Annotated in this window: 27 protein-coding genes, 2 pseudogenes and 1 other annotated feature; of the genes and pseudogenes, 9 read left to right on the forward strand and 20 right to left on the reverse strand. The window is 66.1% G+C overall.

The features are described 5' to 3' along the window. Positions 1-24: 24 nt before the first annotated feature. Positions 25-570: a superoxide dismutase family protein gene (locus FYJ91_RS03815; RefSeq protein WP_246152397.1), complete on the reverse strand. Its 546-nt coding sequence runs from the start codon at positions 568-570 to the stop codon at positions 25-27. A 117-nt stretch (positions 571-687) separates the two neighbouring features. Between FYJ91_RS03815 and FYJ91_RS03820 the strand changes: the two genes are divergently transcribed. Then, positions 688-1,965, forward strand: a complete 1,278-nt coding sequence (locus tag FYJ91_RS03820; RefSeq protein ID WP_149520930.1) for a nucleotide sugar dehydrogenase — start codon at positions 688-690, stop codon at positions 1,963-1,965. Between the two features lie 18 nt (positions 1,966-1,983). Next, the gene (locus tag FYJ91_RS03825; RefSeq protein ID WP_149520931.1) at positions 1,984-2,667 is read left to right on the forward strand and encodes a pentapeptide repeat-containing protein; all 684 of its coding nucleotides are present in this window, start codon (positions 1,984-1,986) and stop codon (positions 2,665-2,667) included. Positions 2,668-2,787: 120 nt separating this feature from the next. On the opposite strand, the gene FYJ91_RS03830 is transcribed toward FYJ91_RS03825, so the two are convergent. The 17 genes and pseudogenes from FYJ91_RS03830 to FYJ91_RS03905 form a co-directional block, all read right to left on the reverse strand. Then, complete coding sequence (locus tag FYJ91_RS03830) at positions 2,788-3,900, reverse strand: OmpA family protein (protein ID WP_149520932.1); 1,113 nt, start codon at positions 3,898-3,900, stop codon at positions 2,788-2,790. A 224-nt stretch (positions 3,901-4,124) separates the two neighbouring features. Beyond that, entirely contained in the window at positions 4,125-4,625 is a 501-nt protein-coding gene (locus FYJ91_RS03835; protein ID WP_149520933.1) for a DUF2793 domain-containing protein, read from the reverse strand. 11 nt (positions 4,626-4,636) lie between these two features. Then, positions 4,637-5,038, reverse strand: coding sequence for a hypothetical protein (locus tag FYJ91_RS20860; protein ID WP_246152399.1), 402 nt, complete (start codon positions 5,036-5,038; stop codon positions 4,637-4,639). A gap of 44 nt (positions 5,039-5,082) precedes the next feature. Continuing rightward, entirely contained in the window at positions 5,083-6,339 is a 1,257-nt protein-coding gene (locus FYJ91_RS03840; protein ID WP_246152402.1) for a phage tail protein, read from the reverse strand. A gap of 107 nt (positions 6,340-6,446) precedes the next feature. Further along, on the reverse strand, positions 6,447-6,917 hold the full coding sequence (locus FYJ91_RS03845) for a peptidoglycan endopeptidase (protein WP_246152403.1): 471 nt from the start codon (positions 6,915-6,917) through the stop codon (positions 6,447-6,449). Between the two features lie 76 nt (positions 6,918-6,993). Then, positions 6,994-7,803 (reverse strand): DUF2163 domain-containing protein, encoded by an 810-nt coding sequence (locus FYJ91_RS03850; protein ID WP_246152405.1) that lies wholly within the window; start codon positions 7,801-7,803, stop codon positions 6,994-6,996. 135 nt (positions 7,804-7,938) lie between these two features. Further along, positions 7,939-8,211, reverse strand: coding sequence for a hypothetical protein (locus FYJ91_RS03855; protein WP_149520935.1), 273 nt, complete (start codon positions 8,209-8,211; stop codon positions 7,939-7,941). Then, positions 8,186-8,563: a head-tail connector protein gene (locus FYJ91_RS03860; RefSeq protein ID WP_149520936.1), complete on the reverse strand. Its 378-nt coding sequence runs from the start codon at positions 8,561-8,563 to the stop codon at positions 8,186-8,188. Before FYJ91_RS03860 ends, FYJ91_RS03855 begins: the two co-directional genes overlap by 26 nt. A 139-nt stretch (positions 8,564-8,702) precedes the next feature. Next, the gene (locus FYJ91_RS03865; RefSeq protein WP_149520937.1) at positions 8,703-9,596 is read right to left on the reverse strand and encodes a sulfotransferase domain-containing protein; all 894 of its coding nucleotides are present in this window, start codon (positions 9,594-9,596) and stop codon (positions 8,703-8,705) included. 69 nt (positions 9,597-9,665) lie between these two features. Then, positions 9,666-10,451, reverse strand: a complete 786-nt coding sequence (locus FYJ91_RS03870; protein ID WP_149520938.1) for a GDSL-type esterase/lipase family protein — start codon at positions 10,449-10,451, stop codon at positions 9,666-9,668. Positions 10,452-10,476: 25 nt separating this feature from the next. Beyond that, positions 10,477-10,746: pseudogene (locus FYJ91_RS03875) on the reverse strand (transposase); the annotation flags it as partial. A 224-nt stretch (positions 10,747-10,970) separates the two neighbouring features. Further along, positions 10,971-11,942: pseudogene (locus FYJ91_RS03880) on the reverse strand (phage portal protein); the annotation flags it as partial. Between the two features lie 893 nt (positions 11,943-12,835). After that, positions 12,836-13,453, reverse strand: coding sequence for an SOUL family heme-binding protein (locus tag FYJ91_RS03885; RefSeq protein ID WP_149520940.1), 618 nt, complete (start codon positions 13,451-13,453; stop codon positions 12,836-12,838). A gap of 83 nt (positions 13,454-13,536) precedes the next feature. Then, positions 13,537-14,343, reverse strand: coding sequence for an oxygenase MpaB family protein (locus FYJ91_RS03890; RefSeq protein ID WP_219822551.1), 807 nt, complete (start codon positions 14,341-14,343; stop codon positions 13,537-13,539). 178 nt (positions 14,344-14,521) lie between these two features. Beyond that, positions 14,522-15,169, reverse strand: a complete 648-nt coding sequence (locus FYJ91_RS03895; RefSeq protein WP_149520942.1) for a glutathione S-transferase family protein — start codon at positions 15,167-15,169, stop codon at positions 14,522-14,524. A gap of 50 nt (positions 15,170-15,219) precedes the next feature. Continuing rightward, positions 15,220-15,537 carry a quaternary ammonium compound efflux SMR transporter SugE gene (sugE, locus tag FYJ91_RS03900; RefSeq protein ID WP_149520943.1) on the reverse strand — a complete coding sequence of 106 codons (318 nt, stop codon included), beginning with the start codon at positions 15,535-15,537 and terminating at the stop codon, positions 15,220-15,222. 206 nt (positions 15,538-15,743) lie between these two features. Continuing rightward, positions 15,744-16,244 (reverse strand): DUF6456 domain-containing protein, encoded by a 501-nt coding sequence (locus FYJ91_RS03905; protein ID WP_219822552.1) that lies wholly within the window; start codon positions 16,242-16,244, stop codon positions 15,744-15,746. A 96-nt stretch (positions 16,245-16,340) separates the two neighbouring features. Between FYJ91_RS03905 and FYJ91_RS03910 the strand changes: the two genes are divergently transcribed. From FYJ91_RS03910 to FYJ91_RS03925, 4 genes are all read left to right on the forward strand, one after another. Then, positions 16,341-16,907: a helix-turn-helix domain-containing protein gene (locus FYJ91_RS03910; RefSeq protein ID WP_149520944.1), complete on the forward strand. Its 567-nt coding sequence runs from the start codon at positions 16,341-16,343 to the stop codon at positions 16,905-16,907. 174 nt (positions 16,908-17,081) lie between these two features. Continuing rightward, entirely contained in the window at positions 17,082-17,291 is a 210-nt protein-coding gene (locus tag FYJ91_RS03915; protein WP_149520945.1) for a ParD-like family protein, read from the forward strand. Continuing rightward, positions 17,291-18,073: a type I methionyl aminopeptidase gene (gene map / locus FYJ91_RS03920; protein ID WP_149520946.1), complete on the forward strand. Its 783-nt coding sequence runs from the start codon at positions 17,291-17,293 to the stop codon at positions 18,071-18,073. The genes FYJ91_RS03915 and map overlap by 1 nt, the downstream gene beginning before the upstream one ends. 196 nt (positions 18,074-18,269) lie before the next feature. Continuing rightward, entirely contained in the window at positions 18,270-19,550 is a 1,281-nt protein-coding gene (locus tag FYJ91_RS03925) for an ammonium transporter (protein WP_149520947.1), read from the forward strand. A 31-nt stretch (positions 19,551-19,581) separates the two neighbouring features. Here FYJ91_RS03925 and FYJ91_RS03930 read toward each other — a convergent pair whose 3' ends face one another. Further along, on the reverse strand, positions 19,582-20,007 hold the full coding sequence (locus FYJ91_RS03930) for an STAS/SEC14 domain-containing protein (RefSeq protein WP_149520948.1): 426 nt from the start codon (positions 20,005-20,007) through the stop codon (positions 19,582-19,584). Positions 20,008-20,033: 26 nt separating this feature from the next. Here FYJ91_RS03930 and FYJ91_RS03935 point away from each other — a divergent pair, with 26 nt between their 5' ends. Continuing rightward, the gene (locus FYJ91_RS03935; RefSeq protein ID WP_149520949.1) at positions 20,034-20,642 is read left to right on the forward strand and encodes a DUF938 domain-containing protein; all 609 of its coding nucleotides are present in this window, start codon (positions 20,034-20,036) and stop codon (positions 20,640-20,642) included. Then, entirely contained in the window at positions 20,639-20,770 is a 132-nt protein-coding gene (locus FYJ91_RS20975; RefSeq protein ID WP_281290567.1) for a hypothetical protein, read from the forward strand. Before FYJ91_RS03935 ends, FYJ91_RS20975 begins: the two co-directional genes overlap by 4 nt. 61 nt (positions 20,771-20,831) lie before the next feature. On the opposite strand, the gene FYJ91_RS03940 is transcribed toward FYJ91_RS20975, so the two are convergent. Further along, positions 20,832-21,932 carry a tetratricopeptide repeat protein gene (locus FYJ91_RS03940; RefSeq protein WP_181008330.1) on the reverse strand — a complete coding sequence of 367 codons (1,101 nt, stop codon included), beginning with the start codon at positions 21,930-21,932 and terminating at the stop codon, positions 20,832-20,834. Between the two features lie 116 nt (positions 21,933-22,048). Next, positions 22,049-22,104: a sequence feature (sul1 is cis-regulatory element that is thought to sense ions involved in sulfur or methionine metabolism; They are found in Alphaproteobacteria), on the forward strand. Between the two features lie 69 nt (positions 22,105-22,173). Here FYJ91_RS03940 and FYJ91_RS03945 point away from each other — a divergent pair. After that, complete coding sequence (locus FYJ91_RS03945; protein WP_149520951.1) at positions 22,174-23,667, forward strand: SulP family inorganic anion transporter; 1,494 nt, start codon at positions 22,174-22,176, stop codon at positions 23,665-23,667. The last annotated feature ends 44 nt before the right edge of the window (positions 23,668-23,711 follow it).

Here is a 23,711-nt window from a genome sequence, read left to right on the forward strand (position 1 = left end):
CCCCTCGCGGGGGAGGATATAGGTTCACTTCGTCACCACCCCGCATGCGAGGCGATCGCCCGCATTGCCGGTGGGGTCGGTCTTATAGTCGTCGGCTGCGGCATGAACCACGATCGCCGCACCATCGGTGTCGAGCAGCGGATGATCGCCGCCGGTCAGCATGCCGTGCGGCACCACCGTCTTGAAGCTGCCTTTGCCATCGGCGCCGACCGTCATATTCGGCATGTCGCCCATATGCGCGCCGGCCGGATTATCCTTGCCGTGCTGCTTCGACATCGGATTCCAATGGCCGCCTGCGCTTTTGAAATCGGGGGCGGTGCAGGCACCGGTCGTGTGGATGTGAACCGCGTGAACGCCCGGCGTCACGCCTTCGACGTTCAGCATCACGGACAGGCCGTCCTTGCCCTCCATGAACATCGCTTTGCCCTTCGCCATGCCCTTGGCGTCCTTCAACTCGGCCGTCGCATGGCCCCCGGCGCCATGCCCTTTGCCGTGATCCATCTGGGCGACCGCGGGCACGCTCATGCACAGGATTGCAGCGGCAGCGATCGAAAGGCGGGAAACACGCATATTGTTCTCCTTTGGTCCGTCCCCACGGATATTCCGCTTTCGGGTCATAGCGTATAACAGTGACGGATCGAGAGGGGTTCCGGTCCCGGAATTCCGAAAGCGTGCTGGGGGAATGGCGTGGCGGTTGCGGATCAGAAGATCGTCGTGGTGGGTTTGGGCTATGTCGGCCTGCCGCTCGCTGTCCAGCTTGCCAAACATTATCCCACGATCGGGCTCGACATCGATCAGGGCCGCATTGCCGAACTCCACAAGGGCCATGACCGCACCCGCGAAGTCGACGCGGAGGCGCTCGACGCCTCGTCGCTCGTCCTCACCGCCGATCCATCCGAAGCGGCCGACGCCGACGTCTATATCGTCACCGTCCCCACCCCGGTCGACGACGCCAACCGCCCCGATCTCAGCCCCGTCATGTCGGCGACCCGCACCGTCGCGAGCCTGCTCAAGCCCGGCCGCGCGCACGTCATCGTCTATGAAAGCACCGTCTATCCGGGCGTGACCGAGGATATGTGCGGGCCGGAACTGGAGGCTAGATCGGGCCTCAAGCGCGGCACCGACTTCTTCCTGGGTTACTCGCCCGAGCGGATCAATCCGGGCGATCGCGAACATACGGTCGATCGGATCATCAAGGTCGTGGCGGGCGAAAATCCCGAGATCACCGAGCGGATCGCCCAGATCTACGACAAGGTGACGAGCGCGGGCGCCTTTCGCGCCGCATCGATCAAGGCCGCCGAAGCCGCCAAGGTGATCGAGAACGCCCAGCGCGACATCAACATCGCCTTCATGAACGAGATCACCCAGATCTTCGCCCGGCTCGACATCTCGATCTGGGACGTGCTCGAGGCCGCGGGCACCAAGTGGAACTTCCTCAAGTTCCAGCCGGGCCTGGTCGGCGGCCACTGCATCGGCGTCGATCCTTATTATCTCAGCCATTGCGCGCAGAGCGTGGGCCACCTCCCCCGCGTCATCCTCGCGGGCCGTTCGATCAACGACAGCATGGCCGGCTGGGTCGCCGACGCGATCCATACCAAGCGGCACAGCAAGATCGGATCGGTCCTGATGCTGGGCGTCACCTTCAAGGAAGACGTGCCCGATCTGCGCAATTCGAAGGTGTTCGACGTGGTCAAGCGCCTGCGCTGGCTCGGCCACCGTGTCACCCTCCACGATCCGCTCGCCGATCCGGTCGAGGCGCGCCACGAATATGGCGTCGGCCTTTCGTCGGACGCGCTCTCGGGCCGCTATGACGTCGTCGTGGGCGCGGTGCCGCACGCCGACTATAAGGGGCTCGATCCCGCGCTGATCAACGACCTCGTCGAACCCAACGGCCTCGTCGCCGACATCAAGGGCATGTGGAGCGGGAAGGTGCTGCGCCCCGATGTCGAGCGCTGGACGCTCTGATCGTCGTTGCGTCATCGCATGGATGATCTCTTTGCCGACAGGTCTATCCGCGATCGGACGCTGACCCGCGCGGACCTCCAATCGTTCGGCGGCGTGCAAACGCTCATTGGCTGCGATCTCGAAGATGCTGATCTTGCGCGGCTCGACCTGTCCGGATGGACCTTCGAACAGTGCAATCTGCGCCGCGCCGATTTCGCCGGGGCCCATCTCGACCGCACGATCTGGCGATCCTGCCGCGGTGCCTTCGTCAATTTCTCGGGCTGCGACCTTTCCGAGGCGTCGTTCACCGCCAGCGACATCAACAATTCGTCGATGCGACGCACTACGCTGGAGGCTGCGCGGTTCGTCGGCTGCAAGCTCACCGGCGCCGACCTGTCCGACGTCAAAGCCATCGACCTTCATTTCGAAGAGACTTTGCTGATCAACGCCAGGCTCGTGGGGCGCAGCTTTCACAAGGCGCGTCTCAAGCGGGTCGATTTCTCGCAGGCCGACCTGCGCAAATGCGACTTCCGCCACGCATCGTTCGAGGATTGCAGCCTGCGCGAGGCGTTGGTCGATACCGCTCGCTTCGAAGGCGCCGATCTGCGGGGCGCCGATCTGGGCGGCATCAGCCTTGGTGATGCATCGCGCTTTCGCGGTGCCACGATCTCACGCGAACAGGCGGCTCAGTTGCTCAGCGAGATTGGCCTGAAGGTTCGCTGACGCACGGCCCGGACGGCCACCGGCGACCTCGCCCCCATAATACAGACAAAGAAAAAGGGGCCGACCCGAAGGTCGACCCCCAATTCTCGAACGGTCGCCGGTTGCCCGGCAACCTCGGCATTACATGCCGGCGCCGAACGTGATTTCCACGCGACGGTTCTGCGGTTCGCGGACGCCATCGGCGGTCTCGACGAGCGGGCGGCTTTCGCCGAACGCTTCGGTCGCGAGAGCCGATTCCGGCACGCCCTTACCAACCAGGTAAGCCTTCACAGAGTCGGCACGACGCTGCGAGAGACCCACGTTGTACTGGTCGCTACCCGACTTGTCGGCGTGGCCGGCAAGCTGGACGCGGGCCTGACCCGTGGTGGCATAAGCATTAGCCGCATTGTCGAGGATCGACGCCGCTTCAGCCGTGATGTTCGACTTATCCCAGTCGAAGAACACGATGAACGGACCCGGCGTCTCAACCACCGGCGGCGGCGGCGGCGGGGGCGGCGGGGGAGGCGGCGGGGGCGGAGGCGGCGGCGGCGGCGGCGGAGCTGCCGGTTCGCCGAAGTTGTAGATCAAGCTGGCGAGAACGCTGTGCGAACGCCACTTGGTCTCGTAGCTCGCGCCCAGACGGTCGAGAACCTTGACGTCGTCGACGACAAAGTAACGATACTTCACACCGACGTCGATGTTGGTGGTCACGGGGTAACGAACGCCCGCAATCGCCTGCCAGGCGAAGCGCGAGTCGCTGTCGTTGATGAAATCGGCACCCGAGACGTTGTAGCCCGAGAGCTTCACGCGAGCGACACCGGCACCACCGCCGACATAACCCTGGAAGCCGTCGTCGGCGCCAAAGTCGAGCAGGCCGTTGACCATGAAGCTGAGCGCGCTGTTCTTGCCCGAAGCATCGACATAGTTGCCGGCCGGGGCACCAACGCCACCGACAGCTGCAGGAGTACGAGCAGCCGTCGTCTCATAGTTGGTGACGCGGTTGCGCTTGTAAGCCGCTTCGCCTTCGAGGCGGAACATGCCGAAGTCGTAACCGACGATGCCGTCGACGTCGAAACCGACCTTGCTGTCGGCCGTCGCGTTGGACGGGACCGCACCGGTCGTGATGTCGAACTGAAGATCCTCCAGGATCATCCCACCGCCTTCAACGCCCACGTACCAAGCTTTATCCTTGGCAAAGGCCGGAGCGGCCATCGCGGTCGAGGCGAGCGCTGCCATCAAGGCAAGCTTGCGCATAGTATTCCCCTTTCCATTCGTTCCGGGAAGGAACTGTCTTTCACCTAAACCAAATAACCAAATATATGCAAGCGCGCACATACCTGTTGCTGCGAAGACACAATCTCAGGGAGGATGAGCCCCACCCCTCTGCTTGGCGACGACAGACAGCCCGGGAAACGCCGGTCCGACGAAAGGGTTGCGTCGATTTCACAAAAATTTTCGGGTGTGTTTTTTTAGCCTCGCTATGCGGAAATCAGCCCGTGCGCGCGTGCAGCATCGAGTAAGGCAACGATTGCGCTGCGCGCCTGGATATCGACGACTGATCCCCCGACCGGATTGGCGATTGCGGGTCGCCGCGCGCCCAGGACCGGATTTCCGCCAATGACAACCTTTGCGGCCGGAAACTCTCCAACCACCCAGTCCGTGTCGACACGATAGGCCCACACGGCGTCCGCCACGCTCCACACCGCCATCCCCGGCTGGGGCGCGACGAAGCGCCATCCGCCGGCGCTACGGCAGGCCAGCTCGCCGCCGTGCCCCGCCCAGGCGCCGGTCGCGGCATCGCCGACGATCCAGCACTGGCCGTTGGCCGGGCCGGCGGGTGGCGTGTTCGTCCCCACGGCCTGCACCACCGGATGCAGCAGCATATCCACATCCTGTAGCGCCTCGTTGTGCAGCACCTCTTTCTGTGCCTGGCTGGCGAGCAGGAAGGGGAATCCGAAGCGCGGACTGAGATCGGTCATCGTGATGATCCTTAGATGGTGAAGCTGATATGCGCCGGCTCGCTCGCGGCCAGCGTGCCGAGCTGGACGACATGAATGTCGATGGCGTCGCCGATCGTCACGCCGTCGGCCGCCTGATCTGCCGTGCTGTATGTGAATGCCGGTGCCCCGGTTTCGATCGCCCGCGCGCCATCGATCGTAACGCGATAGCGCTCGCCCTCCTCGCCCAGCGGCGTGTTGCCGTCGCCCCACAGTGCTCCGGTCCGGCTGCGTCTGATCCAGCTGATCACGATACCGCCCGCGCCGTCACGCCCCGCGCGCAAGTGCACTGGCGCAGGCGGGCGCAGCGATCGGCCGCGAAAGACGATCGCGGCTTCGCTCCCGTCCGCCGGATCGCCCACCCCGGTCGCGACCAGCCTCAGCTCGGCCCCCACCGCCGCCATCGCCACCGGGACGGGCAGCAGTGCGTCCTCCTCGATCAGGACGAAGCGCTCGCCCGGCGCATGGCGGTGACCGGCAGCAGCGGCGCGATCCGCTCGGCGCGCAGCCCCAGTTCGATCCGCATATCCTCGACCGCGAACTCGCTCACCCGCCACAATGTCGGATCGCCCGCGATCGTCACCCGGCTCCCCGGCCGCAGGTCCAGGTAACGCCACGGCAGCATCACCTTCAGCCCGCGCCGCTCGGTCCACACCCGCCCCAGCTCGCGTTCGGCGATCGCCTTCGCCTGCCCCGCCGCCATCGCCGCCGATAGTTCGCGCGCATCGGTGCGCACCGCGCCACCCCGCCGCCGCGCGCGCTGCAAGCCCGCCTGCCAGTCGCGATCCGGCTCATAATAAGTGATGCTGATCTCGTCGGGCAGCTTGCCTGCCCCCTGCGCCGCCTCCTCGCGCCGCGCGATCCGCCGCTGCCCACCGCTCGCGCCCAGATCGCCCGCAGCGATCGTCACAGGGGCCGCCCCCGCTGCATCCAGCCGCAGCACCGCGCCATCATCGCGTGCGCCCATCGGCTCGATCAGCATCAGCGCCTCGATCGCCCCGCGTACACTGTCGCCGCTCACCGCATAGCCGTCGACGCTCGCCGCCCCGCTCGCCGTCACGTCCGCCCCGCCCAGTTCGCCCACGATCGCCGCCACCGGCACCGCGCCCTCGTCGGCGATTACTTCGAACGACAGGCTCGGTATCCGATTGCCGAAGTCGGCCAGTTGCAGATCCTCGAACACCGCATAGGCCACCCCGCGATAGGCCGGCGTCCCCTCCGCGCCCTCGATCGCGGCGATCAGCGGGTCGGCCACTTGCCGCTCGCCGCCCTCGTGCAGCCGAAACGCGCCCACCCCGCTTTTCCAGTCGCCCGCCTCCCCGCGCAGCAGCTTCCCGTCCGCCCAGATCCGCCCGACCCCGCGCACCGCCCGCCCCGACAGCGCCACCGCGAACGACGCCGAATAGGCATAGCTCGTCGTTTTCGGCGAGCCCTTCCCACCCCCTGATGTCGATCGCGTCTCGCGCAGATCGGTCGCCCAGATCACCGTCCCCGCCACGCGCATCCGCCCGAACACACGCGGGATCGCCTCGCCATAGCTCGACGTCTGGACGGTCAGCTCACCCAGCCTTGGCCCCTGCCGCCCTTTCGGCGCGAACACCCGGCTATCGATCTGCTGCCCGATCAACGCCCCCACGGCGGCCCCGATCGGCCCACCCACAGCCGTCCCCACCGCCGTCAGGATCAACGTCGCCATCTTATTTCCTTCTAAAAAGATCCTCCCCTGGAAGGGGAGGGGGACCGGCGCAGCCGGTGGAGGGGTAGCTCTCCGCGGGGGCATCGCTGCCGGCCAATACCCCTCCGTCAGTCCTGCAGACTGCCACCTCCCCCGCCGGGGGAGGATTTCTCAGGGGATCGCCATCGACCGACGACAACCCAAGGCGCCTCCCCCCGCACCTCGACCACCCGCCCGATCCGCCCGCACGCATGGACGTACCCGTCCCCCGTCGCGATCGTCAGATGAAGATGCTGCGCCCCCGCCCTGTGCAGCATCAGGTCGCCAGCCGCCGCCCCGCCTACGGCAACCGCAACCAACCCGGCATCCGCGATCATGGCCATGACCGCCGACACCTCTCCGCCGCGCAGCGCATAGCGCGGCCTTTGTCCCTCGATCCCGAATGCGATCAGCGCCAGGCCCACACAGTCGAGCCCATGCTCGACGCTCCGCCCCTGCGCGCGAAACGGCGCGCCGACGCACCCCCGCGCCCGCGCCACCACGTCGTCTGGCTGGATCGGCAAAGCCGATCCAGCGGCGGCACCGGCCCGCTCCCCCACCCAACCTCCCATAAGATACTGCCGCTGGGAGGTCGGGTGGGGGAGCGGGCCGGTGCCGCATCCAGCGTGAGCTGGATCAACCCTGCGCATAGCGCAGCAGCAGATCATTCCCCGGCAAATGCGGCTCCCCGCGAAAGTTCGCCGCATTGCCAAAGCGGTCGCGACACGTCGCAAACCCCTTGTCGCACCCCTCGATCAATTCCCCCATGTCCCCCACCGCCAACGCAAAGGCCGGCGCCTCGAACAGCGACAGCATATCGCCCGCCCCCGTCCGCACATTGGCGGTCAGCCCGCTGTTCGCGCCGGTGAACCAGTCGATCCGCCCGAACTCCGCGCCGCCCGCATCGCCATCGATCCGCACATTGGTCGCATCCACCGCCTCGACCACGCGCACCATGCGCCGCCGCCCCGCCATCGCCACCCGACACCGCCGGTCGCCCAGTTCGGCGCGACATTCGGGCGACGTCTGCTCGATCACCGGCCGTTCCAGCACCGCCGTCACCCCGCGCAGCTCGGCGGTGAACCCGCGATCCTGCTGCTCGACATCGCCCAGCCTTCCCCGCGCGATCAGCATCGGCGCGTCGTCGGGATGGCCGCGATCGACCGCATAGAGCCTCACCCGCGCCCCATCCCATCGCCCCGCTGCCAAATCCCCTGCCGATATCGCCGCATCGTCGATCGCGCCGCTGACATCGAGCGTATCGACATCGAACGTCTCCGACAGCCTTACCGCCGACGGCAGCATCCCCGGCCGCGCCCGATAATCGAGGCCGCCCACGCTCAAATCCCGATCCGCCGACGTAAAGCCCACCGTCACCCCATCGCTGCGATCGATCCGCCAGCAAAAGGCAAGCGCCGTCACCTCGGGGTTCGCCCAAGTGGTCATAGGTTTCTCCACTATCGTCATCCCGGCGGAGGCCGGGATCTCAGGAGGCTCTGGCCTCGCGCTTATCTCCACTCGCCGTTGCGAGGAGCCATGAGGCGACGCGGCAATCCACTCCGGCCTGCGGAATGGCTTTCTTCAATCCGCTGGCCTCGTACGATCGCCTACATGGGCGATTAGCCGCTTGAAATCGTCGATCAGGGACTTCCGCCGTTCTGTTTGCAACTGCTCGCCGGATGCCGAGAGTTTTTCCAGTGCCTCGATTAGATCACGCTCATGCTGCTTGCGCTCGCGCACTTCCAAATCAGGCCAGATCATCGCAGCCTTTTGCATGAGGTCCGGCACGTGTTTGCGGATCAGAACGGCCTTTTCGAGCAACGCCAGATCAAGCGGGTCGGCAGCCGTCGCCATCCGCCCCGATGTCGATCGCAAAGGCCGCAACCGGCAGTTCCGCCTCGGCCCCGTCCACCGTCACCGCCGCAACCCGGTCGATCCCGCGCACCGGCGTCCGCGCCAACCGCTGCCAGGCGCTGCTGGCGGGCAGATATTCGTTCACCTCGCGCGCGATCAGCACGGACCGCGTAAACGCCTCGCACAAGGCCACCGCGCTCGCCGCCAGCCCTTCGAGCAGCGCGTCGCTCGCCCCATCCTCGATCCGCAGATACGCCTTGGCCGCCGTCACCGCCGACGCCTCCGTCGCCAGTGCTTCGGGCAGCACCCGTCCCCCGGCGCCGCGCATGCGCGGCCCGCTACATCCAGTCATCGATGATCTCCTGTGATAGTCGCTTATCGATCGCGCTGATCTTCAGCGATGAGGACGCCACAGCGCAGACGCCGCAGCGCCCGTCTGCGACCCGACTTCAATCGATATTGATCAGTAAGGCGTCAGACCGATTTGACGGTCAGGCTGATCGAGCATCGCCAATGTCGATGCCCCAGCGTTCCTTGGCATCAAAGCCATATTCATCGCGAAGCCGCACGAGATCAGGGCGCAATGCGGCGATCAACGCCGCTTCTTCTTCTTCCGTAAATCTGAAGCGCCCGGGCAACTGAACCTCGCGGTGCGTCGCGGCCTCAAAAAGACGCCGGACGCCGGAAGGCAGGAGTTTGGTTGCAGCAGCGCGTAGGCCGGGTATTGCGCGCAGCCCGTTCGAAATCGGGTTGCGGCGCAAATGATCCCGGGCGCGGTTGGCCTTCGCAGGCGGTGTCGTTATGATCGACGGAAGGCCCAAAAACGCAAAGACTTCGGCCGCCACGGACTGGCGATTCACCGCAAGATCTTCACTGGCCAACAGCAGGATGCGGTCCTGTTTGAAAAATGTCGCAAACTGATCCAGTTGGTCCGCATATCGGCTGATGGCGAGCGAGACAGGGCTGGGTCCGTTGCTCAGACAGTGGTCGAGATCATTTCGAATCTCCAAGAACTCGCTGTGCAACAGTTGCGCATGTCGCGCGTGCGATTCCATTCGGCGCACCGGATGGCGCATGATATAGATCATCCGGATATCGGCGTCGGCGTCATACTGTCCGATCCGGTCCGCAACGCCCGATACAAACGGATATTTGGTATAGTCGGTGGAGGCGTCGAGCTTCCAGATCGCGCCATCCCCCTGTTCGAACAGGGCGTGATACGCCGCACGCCCCTGACAAAACTTCTCTTCATCCGCGAAGAAATATGGCTCCTTGGGGGTCGACCCGACAATGGCGGGATGCTGGCAAAGCGTGTGGAAAAGGGCGGTGGTGCCGCTCTTCATGGCCCCGATGATCAGGGCGTATCGTCGATCGTCGGCCGCCATTCCACCCCCAGCTCTTGATGCGTGATCGATAATGCGGTGCAGCACGACTGGTCAATTCGCATTACCCGATCACCAGCCGAGCGTCGCGCGTCGGTTCGCGATCTGCTGCGCCACGAAGGCGCGGCCAGCGTCGCTGTAATGGATGGCCTCGCGCTGCTCGATCCGCTCGCCCGCGACGTGCGCGACCGCGCTCGATCCTGCGAAGCCGCGCGTGCAGGCGGTGACGTTGTTGCCGCTGCGCGCCGTCACGTTGATATATTCCTGGCCCAGCCGGATGATCCCGCTGCCGACGCCCGATGTCGCAAAGCTCGTCGCGCCCGCATCGATGCCCCCCACCAGCGCGCTCATGATTGTCGCCTGTCGGAAGCGCCACGGCACCACCTTGTTGGCAAAGTCCTGCACCTCCATCGGATCGGCCGGATCATAAGCGTCGATCATCGCGGCCCACGCATTCACGAAGTGCGCGCCATAGGCCGCCGCCAGCGCCGCGTTCAGCGCCACAATCGCATCATATTTGGCCTGCCCGCCATATTCGTCCGCCAGCGCCGCATTGGGCACCGCGAGCACCAGATAGCGGTCTGTCGTCAGCGCCGCGACCATCGCCGCGATGTCGGCCTGCACCGTGGCGCCCGCCGAAAAGTTGTTGCGCCCTGCCATGATGATCGTCTCGCGGCCGAACAGGGCGTCGTTCAGGAAACGGTCGCGGATCGCCCCGCTCTGCTGCCCGTCGATGCCGCCGTTCATCACCCGCCGCCCGGTCAGCGTCGCCAGATGCTGCGGGATCGATCGGCCGCCGGGATATTCGCTGCGCGCGGTCAAACTGTCGCCCCACATCGCGATCTCGGCATCGCCCACCGAAGCGAAGGCGCGCAGCTGCGCATCCCCGTGCCGCCTCCTGCAGGATCAGCTTGTCCAGCGTCAGGTCGGAGATCGCGCGGCGCAGCCGCAGGTTCTCTTTCTCCAGGTCCTTCATCCGCCGTGCCTGATCCGTCTTCAGGCCACCATACTCCTTGCGCCAGCGATAGTAGGTCTGCTCGCTGACCGCGATCCGTCGGCACGCCTCGGCGGTCGTGCCGCCTTGGCCCAGCATGATCTCCACTTCACGCAGCTTCCCGATGATCTCCTCGGGCTTGTGCTTCTTCGAAGGCATTCGTCGTCCCTTCCTCGATCCAGACTGTCATAGTCGATGGACCACTCAGAAGGGGGCAGCTCACGATGACGTCGATGACTCCGGCGATGGCATCGCCTCAGCGTTGAGTTCGTTTGGTATCCATGATGATCCGGTGATCAACCAACTATACGATCACCGAATACACGGCACTCGGATACAGTTCAGAAAAGGAATGGGAACTTAGCGGCTTACCAGTTGGGAACTCACACCCTAACCATCACCCGTTTCTCTTCCGTCGTCAGAAAATCCGCCGCCGTAACCTGCGCCCACAGCCGCTCGCGATCCTCGGCCAGCGCGGGTACCCGATCGAGGTCGATGCCCAGCGTCATGCCCGGCCACCACGCGCCCAGCCCGCCCGCAATCCCGTCCAAAATCTTCGTCGCCAGCGGCACGATCGTCTGCCGCCACAGCGCCCGGTTCGCCTCCGAATAGTTGGCGTAGGTCGCATCCCCCGGTAGGCCCAGCAGCAGCGGCGGCACGCCGAAGGCCAGCGCGATCTCGCGCGCCGCCGCGGCCTTCAGCCCCACGAAGTCCATGTCCGCCGGCGTCAGGCTCATCGCCTGCCAGCTGAGGCCACCTTCCAGCAGCATCGGCCGCCCCGCATTGGCCGCCCCCGCAAAGCTCGCATCCATCTCGGCGCGCAACTTGTCATATTGGTCGGCCGAAAGCGTCGCCCCGCTCTCCCCCGGCGCATAGACCAAAGCCCCCGAAGGCCGCGCCGCATTGTCGAGCAGCGCCTTGTTCCACCGCGTCGCCGCATTGTGGATCGCCACCGCCCCCGCCGCAGCACCCAGGCACCCCAGCCCATAATGATCGTCGAGCGGATGGAAGCGCTTCAAATGGATCACGCGATCCCGCGCATCGGAGGTAACGTTACCAACCGCCGCCCGATCGGCGGGCACGAACCGCGCCACCCTATCCCCCACGCGATAGAGGTATGCCGCCGGCCACCCGCTCGCATCGGCCTCCACGCTCACCCGCTCGGGCCGCAGCGCGAACAGCTCGCCCGGCCGCCCACCCGCATCCACCGCCACGTCGACATAGCCATTGCCGTGGAGCAGCAGGTGCGCCGCGATCGTCTCCATCAGCCCCTGCCCGCCGCTCTCGGCCGACACGAGCCTGACGGCCGCATCCTCCCCCGTCACCACCAGGCTCGCCACGCCCTCCGCGACCATCGTCGCCCTTCAGCCGCTTCGCGATCGCCTTCACCTCATCGGTGATCGCGGCGCGCATCTCGTCCTCGGTCTCGATCGATCCGCCGTCCTTCATCCGCGCGCGATAGGCGGCCAGCATCGCCAGCCCCAGCCGATCCGAATATTCGCGGACATAGCATTTGATCTCACCCCCGTGGATCACCGCGCGTTCGACGCCGAACAAGGCGCGGCCCAGCAATTCGGTCTCCAGCCGCGCATAAGCCTCGCCCAGCGCCGCCATCCACCCATCCCGAAACGCCGCATCCTTGCGCCGCAGCCGATACACCGTCGTCGAACTCAACCCCGACTCCCGGCACGCCTCCGACACGTTCAAGCTGTGCCCCAGCACGTCCAGAAACTTTGCGCGTTTGCTTTCGGTCCCCACATCGCCTCTCCCGGAAACGACAAGGGCCGGACAGCGCCCCCTTCTGGAGACGCCCCGGCCCTCGACGCAATTTTCGATCTTGCGACTCACCTACCCGATGAGCGTCACGATGTCAAGAGATTTTACCGATTTGGTGAAATATCTAAATCCTCTCCCGGAGGGAGAGGGGGACCATCCGCAGGATGGTGGAGAGGTATTGGCCGGCAGCGAAGGTCTCGTTTGCGGAGAATACCCCTCCACCGGCTGCGCCGGTCCCCCTCCCCCTCCGGGGGAGGACTTGCGAAAGCACTCCTCATTGCGAGGAGCCGAAGGCGACGCGGCAATCGCTCGCAATGACAAAGCGGAGAGGAGTCCTGCAACGGGCCGCAGGCCCGCAAGGCCGAACGGCCGCCGCGCCTTATTGGCGCGAAGCCAAGGCGCGCGGATGCGCGCCGCCCGGCGTAGGAAACCCATCAAAATGCCATTTTGATGGGAGCCCGGTGAGGGCAAATCAGAGACTCAAACCCACCAGAATCTCGTTCTGCTTCACCGTCCCCGGCTTCAGCGGCGAGTTGTAATAGGCATGTTCGACATCGCCCGCCGCCACGCGCTCGCGCCCGGAAATCCAGCCCAGCAGCTCCGCCGCCTTGTCCGCGAACAGCTTGTCGTTGGGCTTGCCGCTCACCTTCACCGCCGCCACGTCGCGCGCCGGGATCTCGACGATCGCGATCCCTTCGCCCGGTTCGGGCACGTCCTTGCGGGTCATGCCTTCGGGCAACAGGAAACGGATGCGCCAGCTGCCGCCGCTCGCCGGTTCGGCCAGGATCGGCATCGCGATCGGGATTTCGTCATCCTGATCCTTGTCCGCGCGCGCGCCGCCGAACATATAGTCGGCGAGCAGGCCAAAGCCATTGCCCAGCGCCCGATCGCGCGAACCATGCTGGATCGTCTCGATCGCCAGCATCGCGGGATAACGGCGCAGCTCGAACGCACCTTCGCTCGCCAGCAATTCGTGTCGCGGCGCCTTCGCCTGGCGTTCCTTCAGGTACAGATAGGCCGCCCCGCCCGCCGCCACGGCGACCGCGCCCGCAACCCACTTGCCCCAACCGAACTTCTTCGCTTCCGCCATATACGCGCTCCTTGGACGGGATCGCGCCTAGCAATCGACTTTGTCCGGAAAAGGGCGCTTTCAGCCCGCCGTCGGGAGGAGGATCAGGAAAGCCGCCGCGCTGCCTCCGCCGGTGGCGTGCCCGGCATCGGCGCATGCTCGGCCGCCCACGCCATCACCTTCACCACCTTGCGATCGACCGCGCTCAGCCCGTGAAGCGCTCCGCCCAGTCCGATCCGCGCCCGCACCTCGACCGGCACCAGATCCACCGCCGCGCGCACCAGCATCTTCTGCACCGGCCGCATCGCCCGCGGCAGCAAAGGCGCCTCCCCCATCATCGCCAGAAATTCGTGCAGGATCGGCGATTCCTCCAGCGCCGGCAGCGTCGCGGCCAGCATCGCCTCCCAATCCTCGGCCGATGTCGGTGCGCCCGTCGCGCCGTAAAGCCGCGCCGCCTCCGCTCCTTCGGCAAAGGCTTGCGACACTTCGCGCGGGTCGAGCGGCCGCGCATAAGCCGAATAAGCGTGGATGAACCCGAAAGACGCCGTCGCCTGCACCCAATCGAGCAGGCGTACGTCATTGGCGTGATACGGCACGCCATCGGGCGTCTCGCCCCGCACCCGATCGTGCATCGCCACGACATGCGCGATCATCGCCTCGGCGGCGCTGCGCGGGCCATAGACCGTCATCATCGCCGCAAACCCCGTGCGCTTCAGCCGCCCGACCGGATCGCGCCGGAACGAGCTATGCTCCCACACCCCCGTGCGCACCGAAGGCTCGGCCAGTTCCAGCACCACCGCCGCCACGCCGCCGACGAACAGCGTCACCGGGTTGCGAAAGATCGCCCACGATATCGAATCCGCTGGCACCAGTGCCGGCTCGCCCCTCGGCTCGGCAAAATCGAATGCCATCCCTGCCGGCGGCGCCATCAATTCACGAATATGATCCAACATGGATCATTAAATGGTGATGATCGCCGCTTGTTCCAGAGTTTCGTCATTGCGAGGAGCCTAAGGCGACGAAGCAATCCACTCCGCAGTCCGGGATGGATTGCTTCGCTGCGCTAGCAATGACGAAAAGATGCGCGATTCAAGCCTGCGCCTTCAGCCCCGCCACCCATGCCCTGGTCGCCGGGCACGCATCCATCGCGCGGGCATAGCCATCGCGCGCCGTGGTCCGCGCCACATAATCCAGCGCCGCGTCGGGCAATGCATAGCCCACCGTCCGCTGCGCGAACTCCAGCGCGTATGTCACCGAGATGTCGGCCGCCGTGAAGCGATCGCCCGCCACATAAGGCACGCGCGCCAGCTGCCGCGTCACCAGCCCCAGCCGGCTTTCGAATATCTCCATCCCCAGCCGCGCGCCCCAATTGTCCTTCTCGCCTTCGGGCGCCAGCATCCGGCTGACGGTGGCGATATAGGCCGCCCCGGCCAGCCCCGCTTCGCCCATGTGCAGGAACTGCAGATAGGCGCCGAAGCCCGCATCGTCCGGGCCCAATGCCAGCGGCGTCGGCCCGTATCGCGCGGCCAGATATTCGATGATCGCCACGGATTCGACCATCACCATGTCGCCGTCCTGCAGCGCCGGGATGAACCCCGCCGGGTTGATCGCCAGGAACTCGGCATCATTCTCGACGCCCTTGAGCATGTCGACGTCGCGCAGACGATAGGGCAGCCCCATCTCCTCGAGCATCCACGCCACCCGAAACCCGCGCCCCTCGCCCCAGACAGTGATCATGTTCGACCCTCCCGCTTCGCGGCGCATTGCACCACCGCGCGAGGACGAACTCAACCCTCGGCGAGTTTCATCATCACCAGCCCGCACACGATCAACACGGCCGCACCGATCCGCATCGCCGACGCCGCTTCGCCCAGCACCGCGATCCCGATGATGAACGCGCCGATCGCGCCGATCCCGGTCCACACCGTATAGGCCGTCCCCAGTGGCAGCGACCGCATCGACCACGACAGCAGCCCGAAACTGACGAACATCGCCGCGAAGGTCACGATCGACGGCACCAGCCGGCTGAACCCCTGCGATTGCTTCATCGCCGTCGCCCAGACGACCTCGAACAACCCTGCTATAATGAGCATGACCCACGCCATGGCAGCTTCCCTTTCGGTGCTGCCGGGCCGTCCCGGTCTTGAACGCCCGTGGCCGGGCACGGGAACGTGGTCTCCGCGCGAAGCGATTTAGGGATGGGCGGACAGGGGGTCAACCACCCTCGCTCGCCCCACCCCCGGACGTTCACCCCATTCGTCATTGCGAGCGAAGCGAAGCAATCCAGGATGACGAGGGGACGGAACGCCCCTCACGCAATCCGATAATAATCCCCCACCCGATCCAGCCCCATCCCCAGCACCAGCTTGCCCGCGCGCCGTGGCCAGCCGAGCGCCTTTTCCGCCGCCTCGATCCCCTCGCCCGCGCACACCACGCGCCATAGGATGTCGCTCAGCCCGCCGCCCGCCGCCGCCACGGCCGCTTCGAAGCGGCGTTTGGCGTCGATCATCGCCGTAGTCGCGTCGGCGCCGCGCGGTGGCCCGCGCCGGCCGCTGCCCGACGGGCCCGCATCCCAGCGCATCGTCACGCGCGCGCCGAGGCCCGCCATCTCGTAATCCGCGCGCAGCCGCTCGCCCGCCAGATATTGCCGTTCGCTCACCAGTCCGCGCGCGAACAGCCAGCCGAGCGGCGATTCCGCCGCATTCACCATCACCGTCCGACCCCGCCGCGCGCCCGCGCAACCATCCTTTGGGCCGCGCACCGCCCCGATCCCCGGCTCCAGCCGCCGCTCCTCGATCAACCGCCCCGCCATCGCACTCTCCATCATCCGAATCACCGAATTTACACTTGCCATCGCGGAGCATCTGTAGGACATAGGATAACCAAATCGGTTTTACGGGAGCCCGACATGATCACCTGCATTCGCGAGGTTCGCCGCGCCAAGGGCATGACGCTGCAAGATGTCGCCGATGCCTGCGTGCCGCCCACGACCGCACAGACGATCGGCCGGCTTGAAACCGGCACGCGCACTGTCTCCGTCGGCTGGCTCAATCGGATCGCAGGGGCTTTGGGGGTCGAGGCCGCCGAACTGGTCAAGCTGCCCGACCGCGCCGACCTGCCCGTCGCCGCGATCCTGTCGCCCGACGGCGCCGTCGCCCCGCGCCATCCGCAGACGATCACCCCGCCGCATCCGGAGGAGGGCGCCGTCGCGATCACCGTGTCGGCCAGCTTCGGCGACTATCGCCACGGCGACGTCCTGTGGTGCGATCGCATCGCCCCCGAAGGCTTCGCCGCCACGCTCAATCGCGACGTGCTGGTCCCGCGCCCGGCGGGTCGCTTCGTCTTCGGCCGTCTGATCGGCCGCGAGGGCGCCAGGCTCCAGATCCTGCCCCCCGGCCCCGGCACGCGCCAGCAGGTCGTCGACAACGCCCCCTGGCTCGCGGTCGCGACGCGGCTCGTCAGGGATATGCGCTAAAGCCCTCATCTCCCCCACCCCGTTCGTGTCGAGCGAAGTCGAGACACGTTGGCCAGGCGCGCGTGAACGTGTCTCGACTTCGCTCGACACGAACGGAGACGGGTTGGCCCTGACCGCGCAACATTGACCTCCTGATATACGAACCATATACGGTCCATATATCGGGAGACGCATATGGGCATCGTGAAAATCGACGAGGATCTGCACGAGGATATCCGCCGCGCATCCAGCGTGATGTGCCGATCAATCAACGCGCAGGCCGAATATTGGATGAAGATCGGCATGCTGGCCGAAGCGCATCCGACCTTGAGCTTCAACGAGATCGTCCGCATGCAACTGGCCGCCGCGAATGTGCATCTCACGGACGCGTTGATCACCGCCTGATGGTCAAGACGCCTGACGAAATCGCGCTGATGCGCATCTCCGGCAAGCTGCTCGCCAGCGTGTTCGAAATGCTCGACGGGCAGGATCTGGCCGGCCTCTCGACGATGGCGGTCAACGATCTGGTCGATCGCTTCATCACCGTCGACCTTGCCGCCCGCCCCGCGAGCAAGGGGCAATATGGCTTCAAATATGTGCTCAACTGCTCGATCAACCATGTCGTGTGCCACGGCGTGCCCGATGCGGCGCAGTTGATCCGCGACGGCGACATCATCAACCTCGATATCACGCTGGAAAACAACGGCTTCATCGCGGATTCGAGCAAGACCTACATCGTCGGCGAAGTCTCCCCCGCCGCCCGTCGCCTCGTGAAGGTGACGCAGGAGGCGCTGTGGAAGGGGATCGCGCAGGTCCGCCCCGGCGCCTATCTGGGCGATATCGGCGCGGCGATCGAACGCCATGCCAAGAAGAACGGCTATTCGGTCGTCCGCGAATATTGCGGCCACGGCATCGGCCGCGAGATGCACGAAGAACCGACGATTCTCCATTTCGGCCGCCCCGGCTCCGGCCTGCGCCTGCGCGAAGGCATGGTCTTCACGATCGAACCGATGCTGAACCAGGGCACCCGCAAGGTCTCGGTCGAGGAAGACGGGTGGACGGTCGTGACCAACGATCGCAAGCTTTCGGCGCAGTTCGAACATAGCGTGGCCGTCACCGCCACCGGCGTCGAGATCCTTACGTTGCGCCGCGACGAAGCGCCCATGCTGGCCCGGCTCGCGGCCTAATCATCCTCCCCCGCCAGGGGGAGGTGTCAGCGCAGCTGACGGAGGGGTAGGGCAACGGCAAACTCGATAAGAGTCGCAGCCTCCCCCTCCGTCGCCTTCGGCGCCACCTCCCCCTGGCGGGGGAGGATTGTGAGTTGCACACCCTTCTCTCCCCCGTTAGCAGCCGCAAAAAATATCGTTCGGGGGGATGCCAGCCATGTTTCGCACCACGAGCCGGATCGGCGCGATCCTCTGTGCCGTCATGGCCGGCGCAGGCCATGCGGCGACCGTCGACAAGGCCGACACCGCCCTGCTGATCAGCAGCTCCGCGCTCGTCCTGTTCATGACGCTGCCGGGCCTCGCGCTTTTCTATGGCGGCCTTGTCCGCGCGAAGAACTTCCTGTCGGTTCTGATGCACTGTTTCGCGCTGACGGGGCTCGCATCGCTCCTCTGGTATGCCGGCGCCTACAGCCTCGTCTTCCGCGGCGACGGCGCGTGGATCGGCGATCTTTCCGCGATGGGCCTGGCGAACCTCGCGCCGGTGCGCGACGGCCTTGCCGTCCCCGAAAACATCTTCGCGCTCTACCAGATGACCTTCGCGGTCATCACGCCGGCCCTGATCGTCGGCGCCTTTCCGGAACGTGTACGCTTCGGCTGGATGATGCTGTTTTCGGCGCTGTGGATCGTGCTGGTCTATGTGCCCGCCGCGCACTGGATCTGGGGCAATGGCTGGCTGGCGGCGATGGGCGTGCGCGATTTTGCGGGCGGCATTGTGGTACACACCACGGCGGGCATTTCGGCGCTGGTGCTGGCGATGATGATCGGCCCGCGCCGCGGCTTCCCCCAATCGCTGATCCCGCCGCACAGCGCGGCGATGACGATGATCGGCGCCGGGATGCTGTGGGTCGGCTGGTTCGGCTTCAACGGCGGATCGGCTCTGGTGGCGGACGGCACGGCGGGCAACGCGCTGCTCGCCACGCATCTGGCCGCCAGCGCCGCTGCGCTCACCTGGGCCGCGATCGAGAAGGTGAAGATCGGCAAGCCCACTTCGATCGGCCTCGTCACCGGCGCGATTGCCGGCCTTGCCACGATCACGCCGGCGGCCGGCTGGGTCTCGCCCACCGCGGCGGTCGCGCTGGGCGTTGCCGGGTCGCTCGTCTGCTTCGTGGCGGTGATGCTGGTCAAGCATCGCTGGAAGATCGACGACTCGCTCGATGTATTCGCGGTCCACGGTGTCGGCGGGATGCTCGGTTCGCTGCTGCTGGCTGTCCTCGCGCAGCCGGCGCTCGGCGGCACCTCGCCCGCCGGCCTCGATGTCCCGTCGCAACTGGGCGTACAGGCGCTTGCCGTAGCGGTCGTCGCGGTCTTCTCGGCGGTGCTGACGTGGGTCATCGCCTTCGTCGCCGGCCTCTTCCTGCCGATGCGCGTCGATGCGGAGGCCGAGCATGACGGCCTCGACCTCAGCCTCCACGGCGAACGCGCCTACGAGTTCGATTGATCGCCCGTCAGTTCAGCTGTCAGTTCGCCCGTCAGGCGGTGTCGAGCCACGCCGTCGCATCGGACAGGCTGTCGAACAGTTCAATTCCGGGCCGGTTCAGGACGCGGCTGATCTGCATGCGCGCGACCGCGCTTCCCGCCACCACCGCCAGCCTTCGGGCGCGGGGCACGGCGGCGACGTGGCGCGCAAAGGCCTCAATCACGTCCTGCGACTGGATCGCGCAGTCCGAAACGTCGATCAGCATGCGATAGCCGCGATGGCGCGCGAAGCCGTGTCGGATCAGCCGTTCGGCCTCGCTGGCATAGGCCGAAACCTCGCTCTGGCTGAAGAAGCCGGCCAGCGTCGCGACGATGCGCTCGCCGCTGCATGTGGCCTGCAGATCATAGGTGCCGGATTCCATCCGCCGCCAATAATTGATCCATACTAAAATGCCGTGCGCAGTCAGGCTTGGCATCATGTTTACCATTGCGCCATGAAGGGCGCATGAGCACCGACGCCCGCCGCACCAGCCCGTCCGCGCTTCGCAACCGCGCGCCGATCCTCGAGGTCTTGACCGCCGTGATGCCGCCGACGGGCACGGTCGTCGAAATCGCCAGCGGCACCGGTGAACATGTCATCCACTTCGCGGCGGGGCTGGCCGGGCTGACGTGGCAGCCATCCGATCCCTCGCCCGAGGCGCGCGCCTCGATCGCCGACTGGATCGTGGCGGAAGGCACGCCCAACATCCTGGCGCCGCTCGATATCGATGCTACGGCGGAAAGCTGGCCGATCGACCGCGCCGACGCGATCGTCGCGGTCAACATGATCCACATCAGCCCCTGGGCCGCGACCCTGGGCCTGCTCAGCCACGCCGCCGAGCTGCTTCCCGCCGGCGCTCCGCTCGTCCTCTACGGCCCGTTTGTCCGCGAGGGCGTCGAAACCGCCCCCAGCAACATCGCTTTCGACGCCGATCTGCGCGCGCGCAATCCCGAATGGGGCCTGCGCGATCTGGCCGAAGTCGAGAGCGCCGCCTTGGCCGCAGGCTTCCGCCACATGGTCTTCTTCGCGATGCCCGCGAACAACCTGACGGTCGTGTTCCGGAGAAGCGCGTGACGCGCCTCGCCGCCTGCAACTGCGGGCAGCTCACGGTCGCGTGCGCCGGCGAACCCGTTCGCGTCTCGATCTGCCGCCATCCGTGGGCCTTCGCGGCGGGCGATCTGCCGATGGAGCATCATGAGTAGCAGCCGCCATGCGAACTGCGACGGCCGAATTACCCACCCGGCCGGCATGCGTGGCCGATCGTCAACGCGCGATGCCATAGCCTTCAAAACGATCGCGAACGTCCGGGTCGGCCTTGAGCGCCGCCGCCAGAACGATATCAGCGCGCACCCCGTCGCCCTTGCGGGCCCAGGCAACCGAACGCCCATAAAGCGAGGACGGTTTGGTCGGCGTCATGGCCAATGCGGTGTCGTAGGCGGAAATCGCATCGTCCAGCCGCCCCAACCGCAACAATACGAATGCGCGACTATCGATATAGGAGGCCTGATCGGGAGCTAAGCGGACCGCAGCGTCGCACGCGGCAAGCGCTGTTTCGAGTCCCACGCCGACCACGGCCAGCATCCAGCAAAGTTCGTTCAGTGCCGGCGCACTCGTTGCCAGGGCGCGCGCCTGCGCGAAATCCCGCCTGCCGCCGGCGCTGTCGCCTGCGCGCATCCGCGAAATCCCGCGCCGGACGATCGGCACCAGATAGCCGGGCATACGCTCCATGACCACAGACCAGGTCGCAACCGCCCCCGCGTGATCATTCCGTTCGGTCTGCAGCAAGGCCTTGGCCTCAAGCCCATTGATCGAGCTGGGATCGAGCTTCAGAACGGCATCGATATCGGCCGTACGTCCCGCAACGTCCGCCTTCGGCCGCTTCAGCGCGCGATTGAGATAGGCCGACGCATCGGGGCGGATCGCGATGGCGCGATCATAGGCTTTCACGGCATCGGCAATCCGGTCCAACTTGGAATAGATCGCTGCGGCGGCCAGTTGGGCATAGGCGAGATCGGGGGCCGCCGCCTGCGCCGCCGCCGCTTCCTTGAGCGCATCTTCGTCGCGCTTCAGCCGCCGCAGGATGTTCGCGCGCAGCAGATACATGTCGATATTGCGCGGCGCGAGCGCAGTCGCGCTGGCGGATGCCGACAATGCACCCGTCAGGTCGCCGATGCGAAACAGCGCCGCCGCCCTTTCGGCATATCCGGCCGAATCAAGCGACCACGGATCATTGGCCTTGGCAAAATCGACCGTGAAATCCGTCGGCATCGGCGGGTCGGGCGCTGCGAACGATCCGGATGAAGGTTCGGCTGCATTGGCAGCAATCTCAATCGCGCCAGCCAACACCAGGAACAATAGCCGCATCGTCATCCCCCCGAATGCAGATGCCCGGTTTCACGACAGGATCATGTTTCGACGAGCATATTAGGGGGTCGCCGGTTGCTTTTCCGTCCCGCGCCCGTTTAAGGAGACGACATTCGCAAGGATCCGGTGCAATTCCGGATGGCTATTCCGGCCGCCGATCCGCCGGACAACATCACACATGTTCCCGATCCGCGCTCCCGAAGCGCCCCGAAACGCCATGTGCCTTGATGTGGACAATCCCATGCCCTTCCTGTCGTCCGCCTATCGCCGCCAGTGGTTCGGCACCGCCGATGGCGCCCGCCGTGACATATTGGCCGGCATCGTCGTCGCGCTCGCGCTCATTCCCGAGGCGATCGGCTTTTCGATCATCGCCGGGGTCGATCCGCGCGTAGGCCTCTACGCATCGGTCGCGATCGCGATCATGATCGCCTTCATCGGCGGGCGTCCGGGCATGATCTCCGCCGCTACCGCCGCCGTCGCCGTCCTCGTCGGTCCGCTGGTACGCGATCATGGCGTCGAATATCTCTTCGCGGCGACCATCCTGATGGGGCTGATCCAGATCGCGGCGGGGTTGTTGCGGCTCAATCTGGTGATGCAGTTCGTGTCGCGATCGGTGATCACCGGCTTCGTCAACGCGCTCGCCATCCTGATCTTCATGGCGCAGCTGCCGCAGCTGACCGGCGTAACGTGGCACACTTATGCGATGATCGCGGGGGGCCTCGCGATCATCTACGCGCTGCCGCGCCTCACCACCGCCGTCCCCTCCCCGCTTGTCGCGATCCTCGTATTGAGCGCGATCAGCATCGGCATGGGCCTGCCGGTCAACACGGTCGGCGATATGGGCAAGTTGCCCGATGGCCTGCCCGGCTTCGCGCTGCCGCAGGTGCCGCTGACGCTCGATACGCTGCGCATCATCCTGCCTTATTCGCTGGCGATGGCGGCGGTCGGCCTGCTCGAATCCCTGCTGACCGCGCAGATCGTCGACGACATGACCGATACCGACAGCGACAAGCGCGTCGAATGTGCGGGGCAAGGCGGGGCGAACATCGTCGCGGCGCTGTTCGGCGGCATGGGCGGCTGCGCGATGATCGGCCAGTCGGTGATCAACGTCACCTCGGGCGGGCGCAGCCGGCTGTCGACCTTTACCGCGGGCGTGGTGTTGCTGTTCCTGCTCGCCGTGCTCGGCCCCTGGGTCGGGCGCGTGCCGATGCCGGCGCTGGTCGCGGTGATGATCATGGTGTCGATCGGCACGTTCAGCTGGAACTCGATCCCCAATCTGCGCCGCCACCCGCCGACATCGTCGATCGTGATGCTGGCGACGGTGATCGTCGTCGTCGCGACGCGCGATCTGTCGCTGGGCGTGCTGACCGGCGTGCTGCTGTCGGGCATCTTCTTCGCGGGCAAGGTGCAGCGCATGTTCGCGGTGGAGCGCGAGACCGCCGCCAATGGCGGGCCGATCGTCTATCGCGTGACGGGCGAGATCTTCTTCGCCTCGGTCGATCGCTTCACCCGCGCCTTCGAGCCGGAGGGGGCCGCGATCGTGACGATCGACGTCTCCGCCGCTCACTTCTGGGACATTTCGGGCGTCGGCGCGCTCGACAAGGTCGTCGCCCGCCTGCGCCGCGACGGGGCGATCGTCGAAGTGATCGGCTATAACCGCGCCAGCGCCGACATCGTCGATCGCTTCGCATTGCACGACAAGACGGGGGTGGAGCTGGGCGCGGTTCCGCATTGATAGGATAAAACGCGGCGGCATTGCCCCCGCCGCCCGCCGGGCTA

Origin of the sequence: Sphingomonas montanisoli (assembly GCF_008274695.1) — a bacterium.
Lineage (GTDB): Bacteria > Pseudomonadota > Alphaproteobacteria > Sphingomonadales > Sphingomonadaceae > Rhizorhabdus > Rhizorhabdus montanisoli.